Here is a 23108-nt window from a genome sequence, read left to right as displayed (position 1 = left end):
GGTCACCTCCGGGTCGCGGTCGCGGTCCTGCGGACCCACAGATTGATCAGGGTGGCGCCGAGCAGCATCACGCCGAGGAACGCCTTGAACCAGTCGGGGTTCCAGCCCGCGTAGACGATGCCCTGCTGGACCATGCCGAACATGAAGGCGCCGAAGACCGGGCCGATGGCGGAACCGTAGCCGCCGGTGAGCAGACAGCCGCCGATGACCGCGGCGGCGATGTAGATCAGCTCCTGGCCGACGCCCTCGCCGGACTGCACGGTGTTGTAGGAGAACAGGTTGTGCATCCCGACGAACCAGGCGCCGAAGCCGACCAGCATGAACAGCGAGATCTTGGTGAAGGTGACGGGGACGCCGACGGCCCGCGCGGAGTCCTTGTTGCCGCCGACGGCGAAGACCCAGTTGCCGTACCGGGTGCGCAGCAGCACCCAGGTGGCCAGGGCCGCGAAGACCAGCCACCACACCACGGTGATCTTCACCTGGATGCCGCCGACGTCGAAGGAGGACGCGAACAGGTCCCTGGCCTGGTCGAAGCCGTCCATGTCGCTGATGTCGTCGGTGGCGACGTTGCCGGTGACCAGTTTGGTGACGGCGAGGTTGGCACCCTGGAGGATCAGGAAGGTGCCGAGGGTGACGAGGAAGCTGGGCAGCCCGGTCTTCACCAGCATCCAGCCGTTGAAGAAGCCGATCGCCAGGGAGACCACCAGCGCGACGACGACGCCCGTCCACACGTTCACGGTGAGCTGGTAGCTCACCATGCTGGCGGTCAGCGCGGAGGAGATGACGGCGACACCGGCGGAGAGGTCGAACTCGCCGCCGATCATCAGCAGCGCCACCGGCAGCGCCATGATCCCGATGGTGGACGACTGGTAGAGGATGTTCGCCATCGAGCCGCCGTCGCGCACCGGCGCCGCCGCGAACAGGAAGAACACGAACACGGCGACGGCGCCGAGGAAGACGCCGACCTCGGGCCGGGCCAGCAGCCGCAGCGCCAGCGGGCGTTGCCCGCTCCGCCCGCCGTGCCCTTCCGGGCCGGAGCCCGGCGGTGTGCCCACCGCCGGGTCAGCCTGCTGGGCCATGCTCATCACCGGGTGCCCTTCGCGGCGTAGTCGGCGACCGTGTCGACGTTGTCCTTGTCGACGAACGCCGGTCCGGTGAGCACCGGCTGCTCGCCACCGCCGCTGTAGTTGCCGTTGTTCCTGTAGAGCCACAGTCCGTCGACGGCCAGGTAGCCCTGGAGGTAGGGCTGCTGGTCGACGGCGAACTGGATGGAGTCGTTCTGGATCGCCTTGGTCAGCTGCTTGTTCAGGTCGAAGGTGGCGACCTTCGCCGAACTGCCCGCGTCCTGCACCGACTTGACGGCTGTCAGCGCGAACGGCGCGCCGAGCGTGACGACGTAGTCGATGGCGGAGTCCTGCTTCAGCTTGGCGGTGATGGTCGACTGCACGGAGGGCATGTCGGTGCCGTTGACGTAGAGCGTCTCGGTCTCGCCCTCGAAGGTCTTCTCCACCCCGTCGCAGCGCTGGGTGAGGCCGATGTTGCCCTGTTCCTGGATGACGCAGACGGCGTGCCGGGCGCCGACCTCGTTGAGCTTCTTGCCGAACGCCTCACCCGCGACGGTCTCGTCCTGGCCGAAGAACTCCAGCAGGCCGAGGTCCTTCCAGTCGCTGAGGCCGGAGTTGAGGCCGACCACGGGTATCCCGGCCTGGGCGGCCTTGGCGATGACGCCTTTGAGGGCGTCCGGCTTGGCGAGGGTGACGGCGATGCCGTCCACCTTCTGGTCGATGGCGTTCTGCACCAGGTTGGCCTGGGTGCCCGCGGCGGGGTCGGCGGAGTAGACGAGCTTGACGTTGTCCTTGGCGGCGGCGGCCTCGGCTCCCTTGCGGACGATGTCCCAGAAGGTGTCGCCCGGCGACTGGTGGGTGACGAGGGCGATCGTCATCCGGGGCGTGGACGCCTTGCCCGCGGAGGCGTCCGCTCCGCCCTCCTCCGACTTCTTTCCGCCGGACTCGCTGGAGCACCCGGCGAGGGTCAGGGCCGCGGCCGCGGCGAGGGCCACGACGGGGGCGAGTTTGCGGGAGTGCGAGAAGCGGTCCATCTTGCCTGCACCTCACTGTGCGACCGGGTGGGAACACTGCTGTCGTGCTGGGACGGGATCCAATCCCTTGAGGTGACCGCTGTCAATACTTTGTCCGGACATCATTGCACAAGCAGGTCCGAATGTCCGGACAAAACATGTCGGACAAAGCCAAGTCGCGGGTGCCCCTGTGATCACCTCTACCCCGCTTCCCCCCCTCCTCCCCCACTCAGCGCAGCGTGAACGCCGTCTCGACCAGGGCTGTATGACTGCACGCCTGGGGCGCGTTGCCGAGCTGGCGGCCCGCGTCCGCGTCCCACCGCTCGGCGAGCAGCCCCACGTCGTCGCGGACGGCGAGGACCCGCTCGAAGGTCTCCCGCGCCGCCGCCCCAGCGCCGTCTCCGCCGATACGGACAGCGGGGCGGGCGGCGCGGACCGGTGCGCGGGCGACCAGGCCCGCGTCAGCGCCACCCGCCGCCCGGCCAGGACGGTGACCTCCCACACGGTGGCGTCCCGGACGGTCCCGCGACCACCTGGCGCACCGGCCTGCACCGCGTCGCGCGGGCCACGTACGACGTCTGCCTCGCCCACGCCCGGGCGGTCCCCCTGCTCGCCACCGGCAGGTCGGCGGTCCCGCCGGCCCGCCGCCCGTTCGCCGTCCTGAAGGACCACGAGCGGGTGCTGTCCGTGCTCCGGGAGGCGGGCCTGGACGAAGCGCGCGCCGCCGCGGCCTTCCGTGCCGTGACGTCCTGGCCGCTGGGCTACGTCCTGGTGGAACTGCGCCCCGTGGTGGACAACCCCGACGAGCCGGACCCCGCCTTCCGCCTCGGCCTGCACCGGATGCCGCCCCGGGAGCCGCCCCTCCTCCGCGAGGCCGCCCCCGCCCTGGCCGACCGGGGCGGGGGCGGAGGGCCTGACGGAGGGCCTGGACGCGCTGCTGGACCGGCTGGTGGGACCTGGGTCGGGGAGGTACCGCACGCCCGGCCGGGAAGACCGGAGCCAGGCAGACAACGCACCCCGGCCCGCGGCACCGGGACCAGGCAGACAACGCACCCCCGGCCCGCGGCACCGGGGAGGTGGCGCGCGGCCGCCCCGTGCCTCAGTGCGCGGCGTCCAGACGCGCCCGCTGCTCGGCCGACAGCTCCAGGTCGACGGCGGCGAGGTTCTCCTCCAGCTGGGCCACGGAGGACACCCCGGCCAGCGGGACGATGGGCAGTTCGGCGCCGATCTGCCAGGCGAGGACGACCTGGTTCACCGTGGCGCCGGTCTCCCGGGCCACCTCGCGCAGCACCGCCAGCCGGGCGGGTGTGCCGGGGTGGTCGAAGTCCGACGGCAGCCGGTCCGGGTGGGTGTAGGCGCCCTTGAGGAGGGGCGAGTACGCCACCAGGGTGAGACCGGGCTCGGCACGCAGGTAGCTGAGCAGCTCGGCGCCCGCGTGCCCGAGGGTGCCGTCCGGGAACAGCCCACCGTCCGGGACGTCGAAGCGGGGCCGCAGATGGGTGTGCGCGTACTGGAGGACCTCGTACCCGGCCAGTCCCGCCTCCGCCGCGAGCGCGCGGGCCCGCTCCACCCGCCAGACGGCGTGGTTGCTGACGCCGAGCAGTCCGACGGTGCCCTCGGCGACCAGTTCCCCGAAGCCCTCCACGGTCTCCCGCAGCGGCACGGTGTGGTCCTCGATGTGCGCGTACAGCAGGTCCAGCTTCGCCACCCCGAGCCGTTCCCGGCTGCGTTCGGCGGCCTCGCGGATCACCTTCGCGGACAGGCCCTCCGGGTTGTCGGTGTAGCTGGTGCCGGGGGCGAGGGGGCGGGCGCCGAGCTTGGTGGCGATGACGATCTCGTCGCCGACGCCACGGCTGCGCCGCCACCGGCCGAGTAGTTCCTCGCTCTGGCCGCCCTGGCCGCCGTCGGCCCAGAAGGCGTAGTTGTCGGACGTGTCGATGAAGTTGCCCCCGGCCTCGACATAGCGGTCGAGGACGGCGAACGAGGTCTCCTCGTCGGTCGCCGAACCGAACCACATCGCGCCGAGCGCCAGCACGCTCACCTCGCGGCGGGTCTGCGGGCCGGTGCCGATGGTGCGGTACTTCATGGTGCTCCTCCCGTACGTGGCCCCACTCGGGGCTCACGGACGGGAGTCTTCAGCTTGGAGCGCACGCGAAGTCAAGGCGACCCGGTCACCTACTTCGAGAAGGGGCCCTCCAGCGCCGCCCACTGCAGCAGCATGATGGTCTTCGCGTCGGCGATCTCACCACCGCGGATCATCTCCAGGGCGGTGCTGAACGGCAGCTCGACGATCTCGATGTCCTCGCCCTCGTCCACCAGCCCGCCCCCTTCATGCGTACGGGTGGCCGGACCGTAGGCGGCGGCGTAGAAGCTGACCCGCTCGGTCACCGAACCGGGGCTCATGTACACGTCGAAGACATGCCGTACGTCGCCGACGGTGTGCCCGGTCTCCTCGACGACCTCACGCCGTACGGCGATCTCCGGGTGCTCGTCCTCGTCGTCGAGCAGCCCGCCCGGCGTCTCGATCAACATGCCGTCGGGGTGCCCGTTGACGTACACCGGGAAGCGGAACTGCCGGGTGAGCAGCACGGTCTCGCGCTCGGTGTCGTACAGCAGGATCGTGGCGCCGTTGCCCCGGTCATGGGTCTCGCGCTCCTGGGTGCTCCAGGTGCCGTCGGCGCGCTGGAGGTCGAAGGTCGTGGCGCGTTCGACGTACCAGTGGCTGGAGAGCAGCCGCACGTCCCGCACCCGCACCCGGGGGTTGCCGGTCAGGTCACGCCCGGCCTGGTCGAGCCCGGTGCGCCCTCGGCGGTCGGGGGTGTCGACACCGGCGGTCATCGGACGGGGAGGGGTCGGCGGGACGGGGCCACACGACGCACGGACGCGCTCTGGTTCATAGCCAAGCTTCTACCACCACCCTCGCCTCCTCTCACCCCAGCGCCATCAGCTCCGCCCGGGTCTCCCGGTCCAGCTTCTCCAGCCCGCACCGGAACGTCTCCCGGTCCAGTTCACCGTGCCACTCCCGCAGGAACCCGGCCACCTCCTCCGGATGCACCCCGCCCGCCACCCGGAGCAGCCACCCGCACCCCTTGCGCACGTACACGTCGTCATCCCGCATCAGCCGGACGCAGTTGTCGAACACGTGCTCAAGCGGCAGCTCGAACACGGACCGCCCCACCTGACGCCGTACGAGCTTCACCACCCCCACGTTCGCGGCCCGCCGCACCCACCCGGACGGCGACTCGACCCAGCGCCGCGTCACCGGGACCTCGTCGAGGTGCCGGAGGAGGTACGGATACAGCACCTTCAGACACAGGTCATCGCACTGGGCCCAGTTGGACACATACGCCCCGAGCCACCTCTCACACCGCTCCAGGAACCCACCCCCGGGCCCCGCCTTCGCGGCCTTCCGCGCGACGGCGAACCCCAACAGCACCTCCTCGTGCCGGACGGCCCGCCCCAGCACCTCCTCCGCCACCGCCAGCCGCACCCCGACCGATGCACCCGGCCGCGCCCGGAAGTACGCGTCCACGACCCCGACGACCCCCGCGTTGCCCACCCCGAGCGCGGCGACCCCACCGGGGAAGTACCGCTGCATCCGCCCGGCGAAGTCACGGTCGGCCTTGGCCGCAAGCTCCGCCAGCAACTCGTCGGCAACCGCCGTGACGTGCTCCATGAGGTCTCCAGGGGATCGGGGGACTCGCGCGACGCGCGAGGTCCGGGGAGTCAGAAGATTGTCCACCAGGCCCGAAGGCCGTCCGGGTAAGTCTCCTCGACGGTCAGCGGTGCCCAGCGTGCGCGACCTGAGCCAGCCGGGGCAACTCGCCCGGGTCGGTCCCGGGAATGGCCGGGGGCCGGGTCCGGATGGCCCCGGACCCGGCCCTGACCCGCGACTGTCTCCCCGCGAGGAGGGCCGTGGCCCGCTTGAGGACCTCCGCCTCCTCCCGCACGGCGCTCAGTCGGCCCTGATGTCGTCCACGTAGACGACACCGGTCACCGGGGCACCGCTGCCGTGGCCGAGGTACAGGTTGAAGGTCGTCACCTCGGCGAGGTACCCGGCGTCGAGCACCTCCCCGGCGTGTGCGGTGTCCCAGGGGGCGGGCCTGAACTCGCTGAACGGGGCCCGGATCTCGCGGCCGGTCGCGTCGGACAACGGGAGGTCGTACTCGAAGTAGGCGCCCCTGGACACGATCTGCAGGGTCGCGCCGTTCCCCGACCCGTCACCCCGGAGCCACAGCACCAGCGAGGAGAACGCGGTCCAGTCGGCGTCGACCGTCTTGCCGATGCCGGTGTACCCGGCACTGCTGAAGTCGTACGCGTACGCCAGCCCGTAGGCGCCCGAGGCCTTGTGGTCGGCCGACAGGGTGGTGGTGTTGGCGTTGATGTGGCTGTACGCCTCGGTGAGGGTGGCGTCGTCCCCCGCGTACCCCTCGAAGTCGTCGATCCATCCGGCGGGCCGGGAGGCGACCGCGCCGAGGAGGACCAGGGCCGAGTCGGTGAGTGTCCTGCCGTTGGCCCGGGCCTCGACCGAGAGGGTCACCGACCGGTTGTCCAGCCAGGCGGGGTCGATCGACCAGTCGCCGGAGTGGAAGCCGTCCGCGTCCAGGCGGAGCCGCTGGTCGGGTCCGCCGTCCACCGAGAAGGTGACCCTGGCCGCCGGTGCCTGGGTGACCCGTACCCGAACGGTGGCCTCGGCGCTCGTCAGGCGTTGCCGGTCCGTGGGGGTCACGAGGTGCAGGAAGGGGTCGTTCCGTTCGGCTCTGGTGCGCGCGGCGTAGACACCTCGCAGGTCACCGGCGAAGACGGTGTAGGGGTCCCGTGCGAACTGGACGAAGTCCGCGTGCAGGACATGGCCCGGCACCGGCACGTACTGCCGGGTGTCGCCCCCGAAGTTGGCCCAGGTCTGCAGGTACGTCACCCGGCGGGCCAGCGGGTCGGCCTTGACGGCGTCCAGGAGTTTCGTGAACCACCGCGGATCGCGGCCCTCCTCCCCGCTCTCGCCGAACTCGGTGTAGGCCGGGACCTTGCCCTTCTCCTCGGCCAGGCGGACCACCATCGCCAGGTCCTCGACCAGGCTCCGCAGCCAGGCGTCCGAGCCCGCGGAGTTGTCGTAGGCGTCGTAGCCGAGGACGTCGACGTAGCCGTCACCCGGGTAGGTCCTGAGGTAGCCCGCGGGGTCGCCGCCGAAGCCGGAGTTGGGCGAGTACGAGTAGAGCAGGTTGCGGACGCCCTTGGTGTCGCGCAGGTACTCGACCGTGTAGCGGAAGATCTCGATGTACTCCGCGGAGGTGGTGTGGCCGGATCCCCACCAGAACCAGCCGCCGTTGTTCTCGTGGAACGGGCGGAAGACGACCGGGATCAGGGTGCCGTCCGGTCGTCGCGCGCCCGTGACGGCCTCGGCGACGCGGTCGAGGAAGGCGTCGTACTGCCGGTGCTTCGCTCCCCCGGGGAGGATCTGGCTGACGACGCGACCGGAGGTGTCGTAGAAGTCGTCGCCGGTGACGAAGTTCGGCATGTGGGCGCTGAGGGTGTTGATGCCGCCGAGCGCGTCCGCCTGCCGGATGCACCGGCTGAGCGCCGCGGTGTTCTCCGCCTCGGACGCGTCCTGCCTGCCGGGGCGTTCGTCACCGTCGAGGATGAGGGTGTCCCAGCCGAACAGCGCGGGCTGGTCCCCCACCGCCGCCCGGGTGTCAGACGACTCACCGTCCTGCGCGGTGAAGGTGAAGCCGTAGGACAGGGCGTGCTGGTGACCGAAGAGGATGCCGCGGCCCTGCTGCCGCGTCAGGTACGCGAACAGCGCGCGGGTCGCGCTCGTCGCCTTGTCGTCGACGATCCGGACGGGGATCGGCGCGCCGGTCGGCGCCGCGGTGGGGGTTGCCGCCGAGGCCATGGGCACGCCCGCCCCCGCCGCGGCGGCTGCGGCGCCCAGTAGGACGAACGAACGACGGTTCACGGCAGGCTCGCGCATGGCTGTCTCCTTGGAAGCGGCCGGAATTCACGACGACGGTGGTGGTGCCGGCGCGCGACCCCGTCACCGCGAGGTACGCAACCGGTTGTTGACAGGGCAGGGCCACGCTCTGGGACCAGGGCTGGATGGGGGACGGCCGTCACGCCGCCCGTCGGAGGCGGCGCCCCGCCCCCTCCCGCGACCAGCCCGCGCGCTACTTGCTCGCGCCCTGGGCGAAGCCGTTGTAGATGTAGCGCTGGAGGAAGAGGAACACCAGCAGGGTGGGGAGGATGACGAGGATGGCCCCGGCCGAGATGGTCTCCCAGTGCGCGCCGAAGGGTCCCTTGAAGCGGAACAGCGCCGTGGACATGGTGCCCAGTTCCTCCGAGGGCATGTAGAGGAACGGGATGTAGAAGTCGTTGTACGTCGTGATGCCCTTGATGATGACCACGGTCGCGATCGCCGGCTTGAGCATCGGGAAGATGATCTTGCGGTAGATGGTGAACGCGTTGGCGCCGTCGAGCCTCGCGGCCTCGTCCACCGAGATCGGGATACCCCGGATGAACTGGAGGAAGATGTAGATCGAGACGATGTCGGTGCCCATGTAGAGCAGGATCGGCGCCCAGCGGGTGTCGAACAGCCCGAAGCTGTTGACAACCTGGAAGGTCGCGACCTGCGTGGTCACCCCCGGCACCAGCGTGGCGATCAGGAACAGCGCCATGACCGTCTTCTCGAACCGGAAGTCGAAGCGGTCGATCGCGTACGCCGTCATCGAGCCGATGATCACCGTGCCGCTGATCGAGAAGAACAGGATGAACGCCGTGTTCCCGAAGGCGGTGAGCATCTCGCCGTCGGAGAAGGCGGTCACGTAGTTGTCGAAGTTCAGCCAGTCGTCCGGCAGCGACAGCGCGCCCTTGCCGTCCGCGACCTCCTCCGACGACTTCAGCGAGGCGAGGAACACCACGGTGAGCGGCACGAGGACCACGAGCGACGAGGCGATCAGGACCAGGTACGTCAGCGGGGCGGCGATGCCGGGACGGCGACGGGACGTGCGCTCGGCGGAGGCGGTGGTGCTCATACGATGTCGACCCTCTCGTCGGGCACGAGGCGGCGCTGGATCCAGGTGACCAGCAGGATGATCGCCAGCAGCACTACGGCGCAGGCCGAGGCCAGCCCCGTCTTGTTGAACTGGAAGGCCAGCTTCACGGTCTGGATCACGAAGGTCGAGGTGCCGGTCGCGCCGCCGGTCATGATGTAGGGGATCTCGAAGACGGAGAGGGAGCCGGAGATCGCCAGGATGACGCTCAGGCTGAGCACCGGCCGGATGCCCGGGGCGATGATGTGCCGGAACTGCTGCCAGCGGCTGGCGCCGTCGAGTTGGGCGGCCTCGTACAGCTCCCCCGGGATGGACTGGATCGCGCCGAGGAAGAGCACGAAGTTCAGTCCGGTGAAGCGCCACACGGACACTCCCGCGAGCGAGGTGTTGGCGGTCTCGGGATCACCGAGCCAGGCGCGGTCGGAGCCGACGCCGAACCACGACAGGACCGAGTCGAGGGTGCCGCCGTCCTGGAAGAAGTACAGGAAGACGAAGCCGATGGCGACGCCGTTGATCAGGTACGGGAAGAAGAGGATGCCCTTGAAGAGGTTCCTGAAGCGCAGGTCGAAACTGAGGACCGTGGCGAAGTACAGGGCGATCACGATCTGTACGACGGATGCCGCCAGGTAGTACAGGCTCACCGCGAAGATCCGGAACATCTCCGGACGCGTGAACACCTCGGTGTAGTTCTCCGCACCGACGAAGTCGCGGTCGGGGCTGACGCCGTCCCAGTCGGTGAAGCTGTAGTAGATCATGTTGCCCACGGGCACGTAGGTGAAGGTCACCAGCAGCGCGAGCGGGGCGACGAGGAACAGCCAGGGGGTGAGTCGGCGCAGCCAGTGGTGGCGCCGGGACCAGCCGCCCGGGGCGCCGCGCCGGGACCGGCGCTTGGCTGCCAGGTCCCGCTGTGAGCGCGGTGAGACTCGTGCGGGCGGGGATGTGGTGGACAGGGTTCGGGGCATGGGGCCAGGACCTTTCGTCATCCGCTGAGCGCCGCCGCGCGGGTCCCCGCCGCGAGGCGGAGTGGTCGGGGACCCGCGCGTGCGGGAGATCAGGAGCCGGCGTTCTGCCTGGCCTCGGACCAGCGCTTGTTCAGCTCGTCGAAGTAGCCCTCCAGCGACCCGTCCTGGGCGCCGCGGGCGATGTCGACGAGCTTCTGGCGGTAGTCCCGCTTGTTCAGACCGATCTCCGACGCCTCGTCGATGTCGTTGACCTCGGCCGTCTTCGCCTCGGAGCGCTCCACCAGCTTGACATCGTTGTCGACGTACTCTTGGAGGGTTGACGGGAGCGCGGCGGACTTCAGGACGGAGACGGCGCCCTCCTTCTCGGAGTAGCCGGACTCCTCGGTGAACCAGTCGATCCAGGCCCGAGCCGCCTCCTTGTTGTCGGAGTGGATGTTCACGGCCTGCTGGTAGTCGGAGACCAGGGTGGCGCAGAACTGCCCCCCGGTCCTGACCGGCACCGGCATGAAACCGATGTCGTCGGGGTCCTGTCCGGCGGCTTCGGCCGCGGCCCGCATCTGACTGACCGCCCACGAGCCGAGCATCATGCTCCCGATCTCCCCCTTGGCCAGCAGCGTCTTGGAGCTCTCCCAGTTGGTGGTGCTCGGGTCCTTCTCCGACAGCTTGCCGTTGACGATGTCGTACAGCAGGCCGTCCAGTGTGTTCAGGTCACTGCCCTCGGCCCACGGCTCGTCCATCTCCGCCAGCTTGTCGGAGGCGGTGCTGTCACAGCTCACGGACCCGACGCTGTTGGTCCACGGGCTGCTGAGCGGCCAGCCGTCCTTGAAGTTGGTGTAGTACGGCGTGGCGCCGGTCTTCTCCTTGACCGCCTCCAGGTCGTCGAGGAACTGCCGGGGGGTCGTCGGCCAGTCGGCGATGCCCGCCTCCTTCCACAGTGCCTTGTTGTAGACGAACCCGTTGGCGGTGCCGAACGTGCCGATGCCGTAGACCTTGCCGTCCACGCTGGTCTTGTCCGTGAACCTGTACTCCGACTCCATCGCCTTCGCCTCACCGAGCGGTGCGAAGAAGTGCGGGTAGTCCCCCTTGGAGACCGCGGCGGGGATGAGCAGGACGTCGCCGTAGTTCTCGGTGTTCATCCGGATCTTGACCTCACCCTCGTAGTCGGTGACGGCCTCGAAGTCCACCTTCACATGGGGGTACGTCTTGTTGAACTCCGCCGCGTACTTCTTCATCGTGCCGTCCTGCACGAGGTCGGTGCGGTTCGTCAGCACCGTGATGCCGCCGTCGGCGCTCTTCGGGTTCAGCGGCGCCACGGCACTCTCGCCCGCGTCGGGCGTCCCCCCGCCACTGCACCCCGCGACGGTCAGCGCCGTGGTGACGAGCAACGCGGCGCTCAACGATCTCTTCCCCATGTGCCCCACTCCTTCATGGATTACGGCTCGGGCTCCGGTAGATGTCCCGGCACTATGTCAGTCACGATGTGAACCGGTAAAGCTCCACAGGAGCCCGCGATACTCAATCGTTACATGCGGCGGTGACGGGTATGAGCGGAAGCCAACCTGACCTGCGCACGCGCTGCGAGCGTCGCCGTAAGAGCGACAACTAGACCGGTTAACCTCCGCCGGGTTAGGTTGAGGTGCGATGTGACCACCACGACGTCACAGCCGTCCCGCATAGAGGAGTCGCACATGAAGGAAGTCGTCCAGCTCACCGAGAGTTGGAGTCTGGGGTACGACGGCGCCAGCCTGCCCGCCCGGGTGCCTGGCTGCGTCCACACCGATCTGCTCGCCGCCGGAGTGATCGACGACCCCTTCCTCGGCCTGAACGAGCTGGCGGCGGCCTGGGTGGGGCGACGGGCGTGGACGTACCAGCGCCGCGTCGACGCCGAGGACACCTCACCGGACCGGCACGAGCGTACGGATCTGGTCTTCGACGGCCTCGACACGGCCGCGCTCGTCACCCTGGACGGGCGGGAACTCGGGCGCACCCGCAACATGCACCGGAGCTACCGCTTCGACGTGACCGGCCGCGACGGCGGCCTGCACGTGGAGTTCACCTCCGCGTACGACGAGGCCGAGGCCGTGCGCAGACTGGTCGGCGAGCGGCCCAACGTCTACCCCGAGCCCTTCCAGTACATCCGCAAGATGGCCAGCAGCTTCGGCTGGGACTGGGGCCCGACCCTGGTGACGGCCGGCATCTGGCGTCCGGTCCGCCTGGAGCGCTGGTCCACCGCCCGGCTGGCCCGGGTGCGCCCCCTGGTCACCGTCGTCGACGGCACGGGCCGAGTGGAGGTGCGCGTCGAGGTCGAGCGGACCGGGCAGGGCGCGGGGCGCCGACTGGAGGTCAGGGGCGCGATCGACGGCGTGACCGCACAGGGCGTGGTGGACGGCGATCAGGCCCTCCTGACGCTCGACGTGCCGGAGCCCGAGCTGTGGTGGCCACGGAGCTACGGGGCTCAGCCTCTGTACGACCTGGAGCTGACCCTGACCGACGCGGTGAGCGGCGTGCCGCTGGACTCCTGGCAACGCCGAGTGGGCTTCCGTACCGTCGAGATCGACCGGTCGGCCGACGAACTCGGCACGGGCTTCACCCTGGTCGTCAACGGCGTCCGCCTCTTCACCCGGGGCGTGAACTGGATCCCCGACGACGTCTTCCCCTCCCGCGTCACCCCCGACCGCTACCGCGCCCGCCTCACCCAGGCCGTGGACGCCAACGTCGACCTGGTGCGGGTGTGGGGCGGCGGCATCTACGAGGACGAGGCGTTCTACGACGTCTGCGACGAACTGGGCCTGCTGGTCTGGCAGGACTTCCTGTTCGCCTGTGCCGCCTACCCGGAGGAGCAGCCGCTGCGCGGCGAGGTGGAGGCGGAGGCGCGTGACAACGTTGTCCGACTGATGCCTCACCCTTCGCTGGTCCTCTGGAACGGCAACAACGAGAACCTCTGGGGTTTCCGGGACTGGGGCTGGGAGCCGGAGTTGCGGGGCGACTCCTGGGGCGAGGGCTACTACCTCGGCGTACTTCCCCGCATCGTGGCCGAACTCGACCCGACCCGGCCCTACACCGCGGGCAGCCCCTGGTCGGGCTCCTGGGACCACCACCCCAACGACACCGCCCACGGCACCCACCACTCCTGGGAGGTGTGGAACCGCCAGGACTACACCGAGTACCGGGCGTCCGTGCCCCGCTTCGTCGCCGAGTTCGGCTGGCAGGCACCGCCCGCCCTGGCCACGCTGCGGCGGGCGCTCCCCGGGGAGCGGCTCGCTCCCGACTCGCCCGGCATGGTCCACCACCAGAAGGCGGAGGACGGCAACGGCAAGCTGAACCGCGGGATCGCCCGCCACTTCGCCGTACCGGAGGACGACTTCGACCGCTGGCACTACCTCACCCAGCTCGTCCAGGCCCGCGCCGTCGCGACCGGCATCGAACACTGGCGCTCGCACTGGCCGGACTGCGCCGGAACGGTGGTGTGGCAGCTCAACGACTGCTGGCCGGTGAACTCCTGGTCGGCGGTCGACGGCGACGGCCGCCTCAAGCCCCTCCACCACGAACTGCGCCGGGTCTACGCGGACCGTCTCCTCACCCTTCAGCCGGACGCCGACGGACCGGTACTCGCCGTAGTGAACCAGGCGCCCGAGGCCTGGCAGGCGTCGGTGACCCTGCGCCGCGTGCGGGCGGACGGCACCGTGCTGGCGGAAGGGGTGGTCGACACGACCGTCGGCGGTCTGGCGGTGCACCGGCAGGCGGTGCCGCGGGAACTCGTCCCTGACACGGCGTCCGCCCGGGAGTTCCTGGTCGCGGACGAGGGAGATCTGCGTGCCCTGTACCTCCCGGTGACCGACAAGGACTTCGCCTGGCCGCCGCCCCGGTACGACGTCACCGTGGCCACGCCGGTGGGCGGCGGTGACGGTAGTGTCGATGTCGTGGTGACAGCACAGACCCTCGTCCGAGACCTCCTCCTCCAGCCTGACCGGCTCGGTCCCGACGCCGTCTGCGACACCGGGCTGCGGACGCTGTTGCCCGGGGAGCGGCTCAGCCTGAAGGTCCGGGGTGCCGCCGAGACGGGCGCCAACGCCGTACGCGCGGCCCTCTTCTGCGTGGAACCGATGTGAGTGCTCCCACCGAACGGGTCACCATCAAGGACGTCGCCGCGGCCGCCGGTGTCTCCAAGGGGGCCGTGTCGCTGGCCTTCAACAACAAGCCCGGCGTCTCCGAGGCCACCCGCGAGCGGATCCTGGCCGCGGCCCGGGAGCTGGGCTGGGCACCGAACTCGTCCGCGCGCAGCCTGTCCCGGCAGGCGGTCGACACCATCGGCCTGGCCATCTGCCGACCCGCCCGGCTCCTGGGACTCGAGCCCTTCTACATGGAGTTCATCTCCGGCATCGAGAGCGTGCTCGCCGAACGCGACTGCTCGCTGCTGCTGCGTCTGGTCGGTTCCCTGGAGGAGGAGATCCAGCTCCAGGACCGTTGGTGGAAGGGCCGCCAGATAGGAGGCTCGGTCCTGGTCGACCTCCGTCAGGACGACCCACGCCTCGACCCGCTCAGGAAGCTCGGGCTGCCCGCGGTGGCCGTCGGGCATCCGAGCCTGACGGGGGGCTTCCCCTCGGTGTGGACCGACGACGCCACCGCGGTCGACGAGGCGGTCCGCTACCTGGCCGCTCTCGGACACCGGCGCATCGCCCGCGTGGGCGGTCCGTCCGGTCTCGGCCACAGCGGCATTCGGACGGAGGCGTTCGACCGGGCGGTGGCCGAACTCGGCCTGGAGCGGGGGTTGCACATCGAGACCGGCTTCTCGGGCGAGGAAGGCGCTCGGGCGACCCGTTCCCTGCTGCTGTGCTCCCCCCGCCCCACCGCCATCGTCTACGACAACGACATCATGGCGGTCGCGGGGCTCGGCGTGGCCGCGGAGATGGGCGTCTCCGTACCCGACAGCCTGTCGCTGCTGGCCTGGGACGACTCCCAGCTGTGCCGGCTGACCCACCCGACGCTGTCAGCGATGAGCCACGACGTCCACGCCTTCGGCACCCAGGTCGCCCGGGTGCTGTTCGACGTCATCGCCGAGAAGGAGATCACGTCCCAGCCCGTGACGACACCACGGCTCGTACCCCGTGGCTCGACCGCGCCGCCTCGCCTCTAGGGATGCGTGAGTGACGACGAAGGGGCCGCGGCGGAAATGCGCCGCGGCCCCTTCGGGTGCCAGAGCGACTCTGCCGTTAAACCGGTATAGCGGATGCCACTCACCCTTGGCATCGTCGGGCAATGTAGGGGAAGCCAGAGGAGTAGGCAATAGCTCTGCCGCAGAAGAACCGGTTTAGTGAGTTTTAGTTCTCCGAGCCCCGCGTTCGCACGGAGAATACGAGACTCGATGAGCACGCCTATTGACATGACCGAAACATCTCCTGCTCTTATGGAGGCAGTTCGGCCTCTGCCTGCTCTCACCCCATTGACCGAAGGCATCACCACCCAGAAGCCTAGAATTACGAGGCGGGGTGCACGGCAGAGCAGGGTTCACGTTCCTCCGCCACAACAGTCGCACAGGACGCCGCACTTATGTTCCTGTGATTCCCTGGCCGGGGAAAGGCGAGAATTTTGCGTAGTTACCGCGCCCGCGCCGCATCACGAACGCGTGGCGGCAGGACTTCGACACCGTTCATTATTCAATCCTCCACCATGGGAGTAGAGAGCAAGGCAGCAGGGCAGATCAAGTGGCTACCGAACGAGGAGCACCACCTCGACACATCACCATATTTTCACTTCTGCTGGATCACGACATAGTCAGGCAGCATCTCCGTTCCAGCGACTGTCGTCGCGGCAGAAATTTGAAGATTTCGAAGAGACTTAACTGCTTTGAGTGAACTAACGTCGAGATGAGGAAGGTTGGTGTCAAGTCTGAGATCCGCAAGACAAGGAAAAGCCGAAAGCCATTCCCATGATGAACATTGCAAGTCGATTGCGATCCACAGGTTAACCAATCCATTCCTGCCGCAACTGGCGACGATTTCCTCTGGATCGATGGCCGACGCGATCTTAAGGGATGACCGTCCGCCGAGACGGTGAAGCGACTGAAGTTCTTGAACGCTGGAAACAATGAAATAAAGGCCATCTTCATATAGGTGACCAATAACTTCTTCCGCATAATGATCGGTGTCGAACCTACTCCACGACATCGCAAGTTCCGTACGTAGTCGCAGGTCACGGGACGCGCGATAACGCGAAAGAACCGGGATGGCAGCATCCGTTCCGATGCGAGCAGCTGCCAGGACGGTGGCGAATGCTTCGTCCTGATTCAGCCCTTCGGGACCAGGCAGTAGTTCTAGTGCGACAGGACCCACCTCGGCCAAGGCTCGAGCTTGACCTGTCGTCCGAGGGGGAATCAGTTTTGAGGCGCGGTGCTGCACCTCTTCCCTCACAGTCGGATCGAGTTCGATGGCATCATCCAAGCAGGCAGCAGCCAGAAGATGCAGACGGTGACGAATCTTCTGTACCGAATCGCCTCGCTCGAGTAGTCCGTTGAGTAGTCTAGGGCGTTCTCGCGGCCGGGCATGCGCGACAGACATGCGAACAACATCTTCCCATTGATCCAGATGCGCATTTGACACAATGAAGTCAAAATCTAGATCTTCCACCGCGGCCTTGGCACCCAGGTAATCCTGAAAGGTTCTGTGAATAAAATGCATGACATTGTCACTGGGCTCAATTAGGAGACCACTGCGCACAAGAAGATGACGGTAGATCTTCCTGGCCTCTCCCACCTCTGCGACTCTCGGCATAGCTGTTAGCGCCTGAGACAGCAGATTCACAGCATCCTCGGCACTCATCTCTGATCGTCCGTTGCGAATCAACCAATACGCCAACTTCTGAATGAGTTGAACTTGATGCGTCTCACTGATCCGCATGGTGTCGGACTTATAAATTCCCCGCTCGCGATCCCTGCGAGAAAGAAGCATGGAAAGGGCCGCGTCATACAATTCCTTGCGGCTATCCGGAAGGTAGCCACGGCGAGCCCTGTTAAGCGCGCAGATCAGGGCACACATGAGGGGATTGGTTGTAAGCCGGTCCAGTTCAGGTTTGGCGCGAACCGCATAGAGCAACTCTTTGGCGACGGCGTCCCCACTACCGGCCGCTTCATGCCATCGCTTGATGAAGGAAGCGACATCATCGCGACTCATGGGCGCCAGGTCGAGTTCTGAGAATTTTTCGTCGGACAGCCAGTTTTCTTCGATGGCCGAAGGGCGGGAAGTGACTACCCACTGATTCTGAGGGTAAGCACTGATGAGATCACGCAGCCAGATCCTAGCGTCTTCGCGCTCACCTTCGGGCATCTCGTCGATTCCATCAACAAGCATGAGTCCTCGCCCGGAAGTAAGGACCCGGTCATACCAACCGATGGGCTGGGCATGCGCGATGGGACATCCCACGGAGGAGAGAAACTGGTCCGGCAGAGGAAGAGGAGATCCCCCTCTCGTCAACGACCGTAGGGGGAGCACGAAAGGCACCAGACCATGTAGATAAAGCAGTCGCTCGTCCAGTCTGCGGGCGGCGCGGGTGGTGCTGACTGCAAGCCACTGCACCAGGGTCGTTTTACCAGAACCTGCCACACCACGCAGCAACACTCGATCACGCCCAGCGAGTGCCTGATCTGCCGGGAGAACTGAGGGCATACCTCCAGTCGCGGTCCCAGTAGCCTCAAGGCTTAGGTAAGCAACGTCCAACGGCCAAGAATTAGTGGAACTGGGTAGGTCGAGCCCAAAGATGCTCAGCTTCCCATGTTTGTCCGCAACATATTGCAAGTACCGCTTCTCGAAGTCGCCATCAGCAGGAGACGGCGTGCGCATAATCAGCAGATCGATCCTGGAAGAAATCTCTGCAAGCCGCCGGCTCTGCTCTAAGAGAGTGCGCGGAATGAAGCTGGACCTAGTCGAAAAAAAGTGCAGGATATGCAAGCATGCTGTATCCAGAACGCTTGCGTGGAGCAGTACGGCGTCGCTTGAAAGTCCGACTGTAGCGGCTGGGTTGTTCGCCCTGAGTTGACGCGACAATTCAAGGTGGCCAAGCTGTACAGCTTGCACGTCATCCATATGAATGCGCCCTAGAGAACTTAGAGAATGCTGGACTGCGTTCGCTACTGCATTCTGCTCGTAAGCAGGAAGACGCTCGGACATTCCGGTTGATTGAATTGCCTGCCGCACAAGCTCTTGTGCGATCTTCTGGAATTCCCTGTCGGACAGGGTTCGCTTCTCCCCTTGAAACGAAACAAGACTCGAGATGCGGACGGGCCGGTCGACCAGGTCGGCTCCTGGTCCGTCCGAAACGAACAGCTTCTTCACTAGGGGGACAACAATGCTCGACGCCAGCCGAGCTCCAACTCCCACGGGCTCCATGGAACGAGGGTAGTAGAGGGCCTGACGGCACATCAGTCTTTCCTCGAAGAATGAGCGCCTTCAGCATTGCCTCTCCAGAGCGGGGACGGCTCTGGCGATGACGGCCATGAGGTTGGGGCTGCAACGCGCGAGGAGTAGTCGGCCTGCCCGTCGCCGACCTGGTCACACTTGGCGAGGGTGGCGTCCAGGAGAGCAGCTCGTCGCGATGCTGGTCGACCAGGCCCGGAGCGAGGGTCTGCAACTGACCGACGAGGGCGGGCTGTTGCAGCAGCTGACCAAGCGAGTGCTGGAATCTGCGCTGGAGGGTGAGATCACCGATCACCTCGGCTATGAGAAGCACGAGGCGGCCGGGAAGAACAGCGGCAACAGCCGTAACGGCACCCGGGCGAAGACAGTGCTGACCGATGTCGGCCCGGTCGAGGTCAGGGTGCTCAGGGACGTGGCCGGCAGCTTCGAGCCGCAGATCATCAAGCAGCGGCAGCGCCGGCTGACCGGAGTGGACGAAATGGTGCTGTCGCTGTCCGCGAAGGGCCTCACGCACGGGGAGATCTCCGCGCACCTGACCGAGGTCTACGGGGCGGAGGTGTCGAAGCACACCGACATCGAGTACCGCCCTGATCGGCCCAGCCCTTATCGGGCCCGTGTCCGGTGGACCGACCCGACCAGTAAGCGCCGTCAGTCCTTGTCCGTGGGAAAGGACAGCGAGGAAGAAGCACAGGAATGGATACAGGGCATCATCGATGCCGCGCAGGCCGGCCTCAGCCCGTCACTGGCCACCATGCGGCCCGCCGAGTACGGTGAAGCGAACATGGAACTCGCCCTACGCGGACTTGAGTTGAAGACGCTTGACCCCTATCTGTCGGGATGGCGGACGCGAGTGGTACCGGCGCTGGGCCATCTCGCGGTGCGGATGATCACCAACGGCGTTGTCGACCGCACCGTGCAGAACTGGATAGCCGAGGAGCACAGCCGATCGACGGTGAAGAACACCATCACCGTCCTCGTCCGCGTCATGGAACAAGCAGTCCGTGACGGCATCATCAAGGTCAACCCGGCCCGGGTGACGGGCTGGCAGAAGCTGTACAAGCAGGCGGAGGACGAACTCCTCGACCCACGCGCGCTGGCTCTGCCCGACTGGGAGACTCTCGTCTCACTGGCCGACGCACTCGTGACCGCCTCCCACGACCAGACCAGGGCTGGGGAGATGTGGTCATCTTCGCCGCCTGCACCGCCTGGCGCATGGGCGAGGTCTCGGGCTGCCGCGTCGGGGACATCGACACCACCGAGTGGGTCTGGACCGTACGACGTCAGACCACGCCCGGAGGGCTCACGGACAAGGGCACCAAGGGCAAGCGCGCCCGGAAGTCCCCATCATCGAGGAGATCCGTCCTCTCGTCGCCCAGCGCATCCTCTCCACCGGCTCCAACCCTGACGCCCGCCTGTTGACCGGGCCGCGCGGCGGAAGCATCTCCACAGCCGTCCTGCGCGACGCCACGCACTGGGACAAGGTCGTCACCAAGCTCGGCTACGAGCACCTGCGCCGCCACGATCTCCGGCACACCGGACTCACCTGGTCCGCCGACGCCGGAGTGCCCGTGCACGTCCTCCGCAGGATCGCCGGCCACGGATCACTGATTACCACACAGCGCTATCTGCACCCGGACGTGCACAAGATCACAGCTGCCGGAGCGGCGCTGTCCGCGCACCTCAGCGTGCTCCGCGCCCCACGCTCGCTGCCGAGCCCCATCGTCGTGGTCCGCTGACGCCGGTCAAGGACGCCGGTCCCCAACTGGTCCCCAAGAACGGTCGAGGGCCGGTGTCGGATGACTCCGATACCGGCCCTGATCTGCGACTTCTTCAGTCGGGACGACAGGATTTGAACCTGCGACCCCTTGACCCCCAGTCAAGTGCGCTACCAAGCTGCGCCACGTCCCGGTGCGCTGTCCCGCGGTGAGTCGCGTGATCGCGCGGACAGCACTTTACCGTACGTGCGCGGCCGGATCGAAGGGGAGGTCGGGGCGGGGGACAATCGCCGTATGGGTAGTGAAGCGGGACGGCGGAGCGTCGGGGCGCGGGACCGGGACGAGGAGGGGCGGGCGCGGAACGCGCGGCCCCGGGACGGGCTGGGGCGGCCGTTGCCGTACGGGGCGGACGGGGTGGAGCGGCAGCCGGAAGGGGTGGTGCGCGGGCCTGAGGAGACCGTCGTCGAGGCGCAGGCGCTGTTGGACGCGGGGAAGCCGTTCCACGCGCACGAGGTGTTCGAGGACGCCTGGAAGTCGGGGCCGGAGGCGGAGCGCGACCTGTGGCGGGGGCTCGCCCAGCTGGCCGTGGGCCTCACCCACGCGGCCCGCGGGAACGGCACCGGCGGGGCACGGCTGCTGCGGCGCGGCGCGGGCGCCGTCGCGGAGTGGGTGGCGCGGACGGGGCGGGAGCGGCCGTACGGGATGGACGTGGCCGCGTTGGACGCCTGGGCGGTGCGGCTCGCGGCGGACGTGGAAGCGGGCGCCGGGCCGGTGGACGCGGCGGAGCGGGCGCCCCGGCTGCGGTGATCCACCGGGCGGTGGCGGCGTTGTCAGTGGCGTACGGCAGACTCGGGGTGTGCGAGAGATTCATGTCATCGGCATCGGCGCGGGCGACCCCGAGCAGCTCACCCTCCAGGCGGTGCGGGCGCTGCGGGACACCGACGTGTTCTTCCTGCTGGACAAGGGGGAGGCGAAGTCCGACCTCACCGGGCTGCGCCGGGACATGCTGGGCACGCACATACCCGAGGGCGGCTACCGCGTGGTCGAGGCGCGCGACCCGGAGCGGGACCGCGGCGCGGGCGGCGCGGCGTACTCGCCCGCGGTCGGCGACTGGCGCAGCGCCCGCGCGGAGATCTACGAGCGGCTGATCGCCGAGGAGTTGGGCGAGGACGAGCGCGGGGCGTTCCTGGTGTGGGGTGACCCCGCGCTGTACGACAGCACGATCGGGATCCTGGAGGAGGTGCTGGAGCGGGGTGCCGTCGCCTTCTCCTACGACGTCGTACCCGGTGTCAGCAGTGTCTCCGCACTGGTCGCCCGGCACCGCACCGGGCTGAACCGGGTGGCCAGGCCCGTGCAGATCACCACCGGGCGGCGGCTCGCCGAGGGGTTCCCGGAGGGCGTCGACGACGTGGTGGTGATGCTGGACGCGCGGCAGACCTTCCGGCGCTACGCCGACCAGGACCTGGACATCTACTGGGGCGCCTACATAGGCACCCCGGACGAGATCCTCGCCTCCGGCCCGATCGCCGAGGCGGCGCCGCGGATCGAGCGGCTGCGCGCCGAGGCGCGGGAGCGCAAGGGCTGGATCATGGACACGTACCTGCTGCGCCGTCACCCCCGGGAGGACTGAGGCGGGGCGTCGGCAGCCGGCTCGACCCGGCCGGTGCCTGGGCCGTGATGCAGGTGCGGTTGCTGAACCGGCTGGTGGGCCATGCCAGCCTCGGTCTGGTCGCCGCGCGGCGGCGCGTGCCGCCCGAGGTGCTGCTGCCGGTCTTCGACCGGATGGTCGACGAGGGCTACCTGACTCGCGACGGCCCCCTGCTCTCCCACACGCAGGCCGGGGCGCGCGAGGCGGAGGTCATCACCGGCGCCTGGGCGACCTGGTTGGAACACCGCGTCCAGCAGGACGTCGGCCGCCCCAGCACCGCCGACCTCCACGCCGCCGTCGACTTTCCATCGCGAACGCCTCCTGGCCGAGGACCTCAGCAGCGGCCTGCCGGAACGGGCGGGGGCCCTGGCGTCGAGCGGGGCGACGCGCTGAGGTCGGGGGCGCGTCACTTCGGGTCGAGTCCCAGTGCCTCCAGAACCCCCGCCACATCCTGCACCGCGCGCACCCCGGGCGGCAGCGGCGGGCGTTGTACGACGACCACCGGCAGGCCGAGTTCCCGGGCCGCCGTGAGTTTGGCGGAGGTCGCCGTTCCGCCGCTGTCCTTGGTGACCAGGGTGTCGACGCGGTGCTCCCGCAGCAGCGCCACCTCGTCGGTGACGGTGAACGGGCCGCGGGCCAGGACGACGTCCAGGCGCGGCGGCAGCGGCGGCTCGGGCGGGTCCACCGACCGGACGACGAAGTGCGGGCCGGTCAGCTGGGCGAACGCGGCGAGGCCCAGACGTCCGGTGGTGAGGAGGACCCGGCGGCTGCCGAGGCCGGGAAGCAGGTCCGCCGCCGCCGTGAGGGAGGGCACCGGATGCCAGCGGTCCAGCGGGCCCGGTCGCCAGCCCGGGCGGCGCAGCACCACCGCGGGCAGGCCGGTCGTCGCGGCGGCGTGTGCCGCGTGCCGCGTCATGGTCTCGGCGAACGGGTGCGTGGCGTCGACCAGCGCGTCCACGCGCCGCTCCCGCAGCCAGGCGGCCAGGCCGTCTGCCCCGCCGAAGCCACCGGTCCGCACCTCGCCCGGGACCGCTCCCGGCCGCGCCACCCGCCCCGCGAGCGACGTGGTCACCCGCACGCCGGGGCGCCCGGCCAGTACGGCGGCCAGTTCACGGGCCTCGGTGGTGCCACCGAGGACCAGCACATGGGAGGGCATGGCAGGGACCCTACGCGGACGCGTTCCGCCAGCGTTCACGGTCCCCTCATCCGCGGGTCTTCAAGCGCCGCCCGACCGGAACTACCGTCTCGGCGTCGCCCC

The 23108-nt window shown here is 68.4% G+C and carries 17 protein-coding genes, 1 tRNA gene and 3 pseudogenes; 8 read left to right on the top strand and 13 right to left on the bottom strand.

Annotated elements, in window-relative coordinates:
- Nucleotides 1-2: 2 nt before the first annotated feature.
- From ABZ659_RS30500 to ABZ659_RS30490, 3 genes are all read right to left on the bottom strand, one after another.
- Entirely contained in the window at nt 3-1085 is a 1083-nt protein-coding gene (locus ABZ659_RS30500; RefSeq protein ID WP_360226246.1) for an ABC transporter permease, read from the bottom strand.
- Nucleotides 1085-2098 (bottom strand): sugar ABC transporter substrate-binding protein, encoded by a 1014-nt coding sequence (locus ABZ659_RS30495; RefSeq protein WP_360226243.1) that lies wholly within the window; start codon nt 2096-2098, stop codon nt 1085-1087. Before ABZ659_RS30495 ends, ABZ659_RS30500 begins: the two co-directional genes overlap by 1 nt.
- Before the next feature lie 208 nt (nt 2099-2306).
- Nucleotides 2307-2579 (bottom strand): hypothetical protein, encoded by a 273-nt coding sequence (locus ABZ659_RS30490; protein WP_360226305.1) that lies wholly within the window; start codon nt 2577-2579, stop codon nt 2307-2309.
- Here ABZ659_RS30490 and ABZ659_RS30485 point away from each other — a divergent pair.
- Nucleotides 2516-2800, top strand: a pseudogene (locus tag ABZ659_RS30485) (TetR/AcrR family transcriptional regulator C-terminal domain-containing protein); the annotation flags it as partial. The gene ABZ659_RS30490 and the pseudogene ABZ659_RS30485 sit on opposite strands and share 64 nt — an antisense overlap.
- Nucleotides 2801-3176: 376 nt before the next feature.
- On the opposite strand, the gene ABZ659_RS30480 reads toward ABZ659_RS30485, so the two are convergent.
- The 7 genes from ABZ659_RS30480 to ABZ659_RS30450 all read right to left on the bottom strand — a co-directional run bounded on the left by ABZ659_RS30480 (nt 3177) and on the right by ABZ659_RS30450 (nt 11494).
- Complete coding sequence (locus ABZ659_RS30480; protein WP_360226240.1) at nt 3177-4163, bottom strand: aldo/keto reductase; 987 nt, start codon at nt 4161-4163, stop codon at nt 3177-3179.
- Between the two features lie 89 nt (nt 4164-4252).
- Nucleotides 4253-4915 (bottom strand): NUDIX domain-containing protein, encoded by a 663-nt coding sequence (locus ABZ659_RS30475; protein ID WP_360226237.1) that lies wholly within the window; start codon nt 4913-4915, stop codon nt 4253-4255.
- Between the two features lie 91 nt (nt 4916-5006).
- Complete coding sequence (locus ABZ659_RS30470; RefSeq protein ID WP_360226234.1) at nt 5007-5753, bottom strand: DNA alkylation repair protein; 747 nt, start codon at nt 5751-5753, stop codon at nt 5007-5009.
- A gap of 279 nt (nt 5754-6032) precedes the next feature.
- The gene (locus ABZ659_RS30465) at nt 6033-8045 is read right to left on the bottom strand and encodes a glycosyl hydrolase (RefSeq protein WP_360226231.1); all 2013 of its coding nucleotides are present in this window, start codon (nt 8043-8045) and stop codon (nt 6033-6035) included.
- Nucleotides 8046-8238: 193 nt separating this feature from the next.
- Nucleotides 8239-9102: a carbohydrate ABC transporter permease gene (locus ABZ659_RS30460; RefSeq protein ID WP_360226228.1), complete on the bottom strand. Its 864-nt coding sequence runs from the start codon at nt 9100-9102 to the stop codon at nt 8239-8241.
- A complete protein-coding gene (locus tag ABZ659_RS30455; protein ID WP_360226225.1) occupies nt 9099-10082 on the bottom strand; it encodes a sugar ABC transporter permease in 984 nt (327 codons plus the stop codon). The genes ABZ659_RS30460 and ABZ659_RS30455 overlap by 4 nt, the downstream gene beginning before the upstream one ends.
- Nucleotides 10083-10171: 89 nt before the next feature.
- Nucleotides 10172-11494 carry an extracellular solute-binding protein gene (locus tag ABZ659_RS30450; protein WP_360226222.1) on the bottom strand — a complete coding sequence of 441 codons (1323 nt, stop codon included), beginning with the start codon at nt 11492-11494 and terminating at the stop codon, nt 10172-10174.
- Between the two features lie 276 nt (nt 11495-11770).
- Between ABZ659_RS30450 and ABZ659_RS30445 the strand changes: the two genes are divergently transcribed.
- Nucleotides 11771-14191: a glycoside hydrolase family 2 protein gene (locus ABZ659_RS30445; RefSeq protein ID WP_360226219.1), complete on the top strand. Its 2421-nt coding sequence runs from the start codon at nt 11771-11773 to the stop codon at nt 14189-14191.
- On the top strand, nt 14188-15216 hold the full coding sequence (locus ABZ659_RS30440; protein WP_360226216.1) for a LacI family DNA-binding transcriptional regulator: 1029 nt from the start codon (nt 14188-14190) through the stop codon (nt 15214-15216). Before ABZ659_RS30445 ends, ABZ659_RS30440 begins: the two co-directional genes overlap by 4 nt.
- 613 nt (nt 15217-15829) lie before the next feature.
- On the opposite strand, the gene ABZ659_RS30435 is transcribed toward ABZ659_RS30440, so the two are convergent.
- A complete protein-coding gene (locus ABZ659_RS30435) occupies nt 15830-18460 on the bottom strand; it encodes an NACHT domain-containing protein (protein WP_360226213.1) in 2631 nt (876 codons plus the stop codon).
- Between the two features lie 168 nt (nt 18461-18628).
- Here ABZ659_RS30435 and ABZ659_RS30430 point away from each other — a divergent pair.
- A pseudogene (locus tag ABZ659_RS30430) lies at nt 18629-19058 on the top strand (transposase); the annotation flags it as partial.
- A gap of 844 nt (nt 19059-19902) precedes the next feature.
- A complete protein-coding gene (locus ABZ659_RS30425) occupies nt 19903-20223 on the top strand; it encodes a tyrosine-type recombinase/integrase (RefSeq protein WP_360226210.1) in 321 nt (106 codons plus the stop codon).
- 98 nt (nt 20224-20321) lie between these two features.
- Here the strand turns inward: ABZ659_RS30425 and ABZ659_RS30420 are convergent.
- Nucleotides 20322-20395 (bottom strand) — tRNA-Pro (locus ABZ659_RS30420).
- Nucleotides 20396-20496: 101 nt separating this feature from the next.
- On the opposite strand from ABZ659_RS30420, the gene ABZ659_RS30415 reads away from it, so the two are divergent.
- The 3 genes and pseudogenes from ABZ659_RS30415 to ABZ659_RS30405 all read left to right on the top strand — a co-directional run.
- A complete protein-coding gene (locus tag ABZ659_RS30415; protein WP_360226207.1) occupies nt 20497-21009 on the top strand; it encodes a DUF309 domain-containing protein in 513 nt (170 codons plus the stop codon).
- 49 nt (nt 21010-21058) lie between these two features.
- A complete protein-coding gene (gene cobF, locus ABZ659_RS30410; protein ID WP_360226204.1) occupies nt 21059-21832 on the top strand; it encodes a precorrin-6A synthase (deacetylating) in 774 nt (257 codons plus the stop codon).
- A gap of 14 nt (nt 21833-21846) precedes the next feature.
- Nucleotides 21847-22243: pseudogene (locus tag ABZ659_RS30405) on the top strand (MFS transporter); the annotation flags it as partial.
- A 13-nt stretch (nt 22244-22256) separates the two neighbouring features.
- Here the strand turns inward: ABZ659_RS30405 and ABZ659_RS30400 are convergent.
- Entirely contained in the window at nt 22257-23006 is a 750-nt protein-coding gene (locus ABZ659_RS30400) for a cobalt-precorrin-6A reductase (RefSeq protein WP_360226201.1), read from the bottom strand.
- Nucleotides 23007-23108 lie beyond the last annotated feature (102 nt).

This window comes from Streptomyces sp. NPDC006997, assembly GCF_040635175.1.
GTDB lineage: Bacteria > Actinomycetota > Actinomycetes > Streptomycetales > Streptomycetaceae > Streptomyces.
The sequence above is the reverse complement of the archived record's forward strand: the minus strand, read 5'-3'. Positions and strand labels throughout refer to the sequence as shown.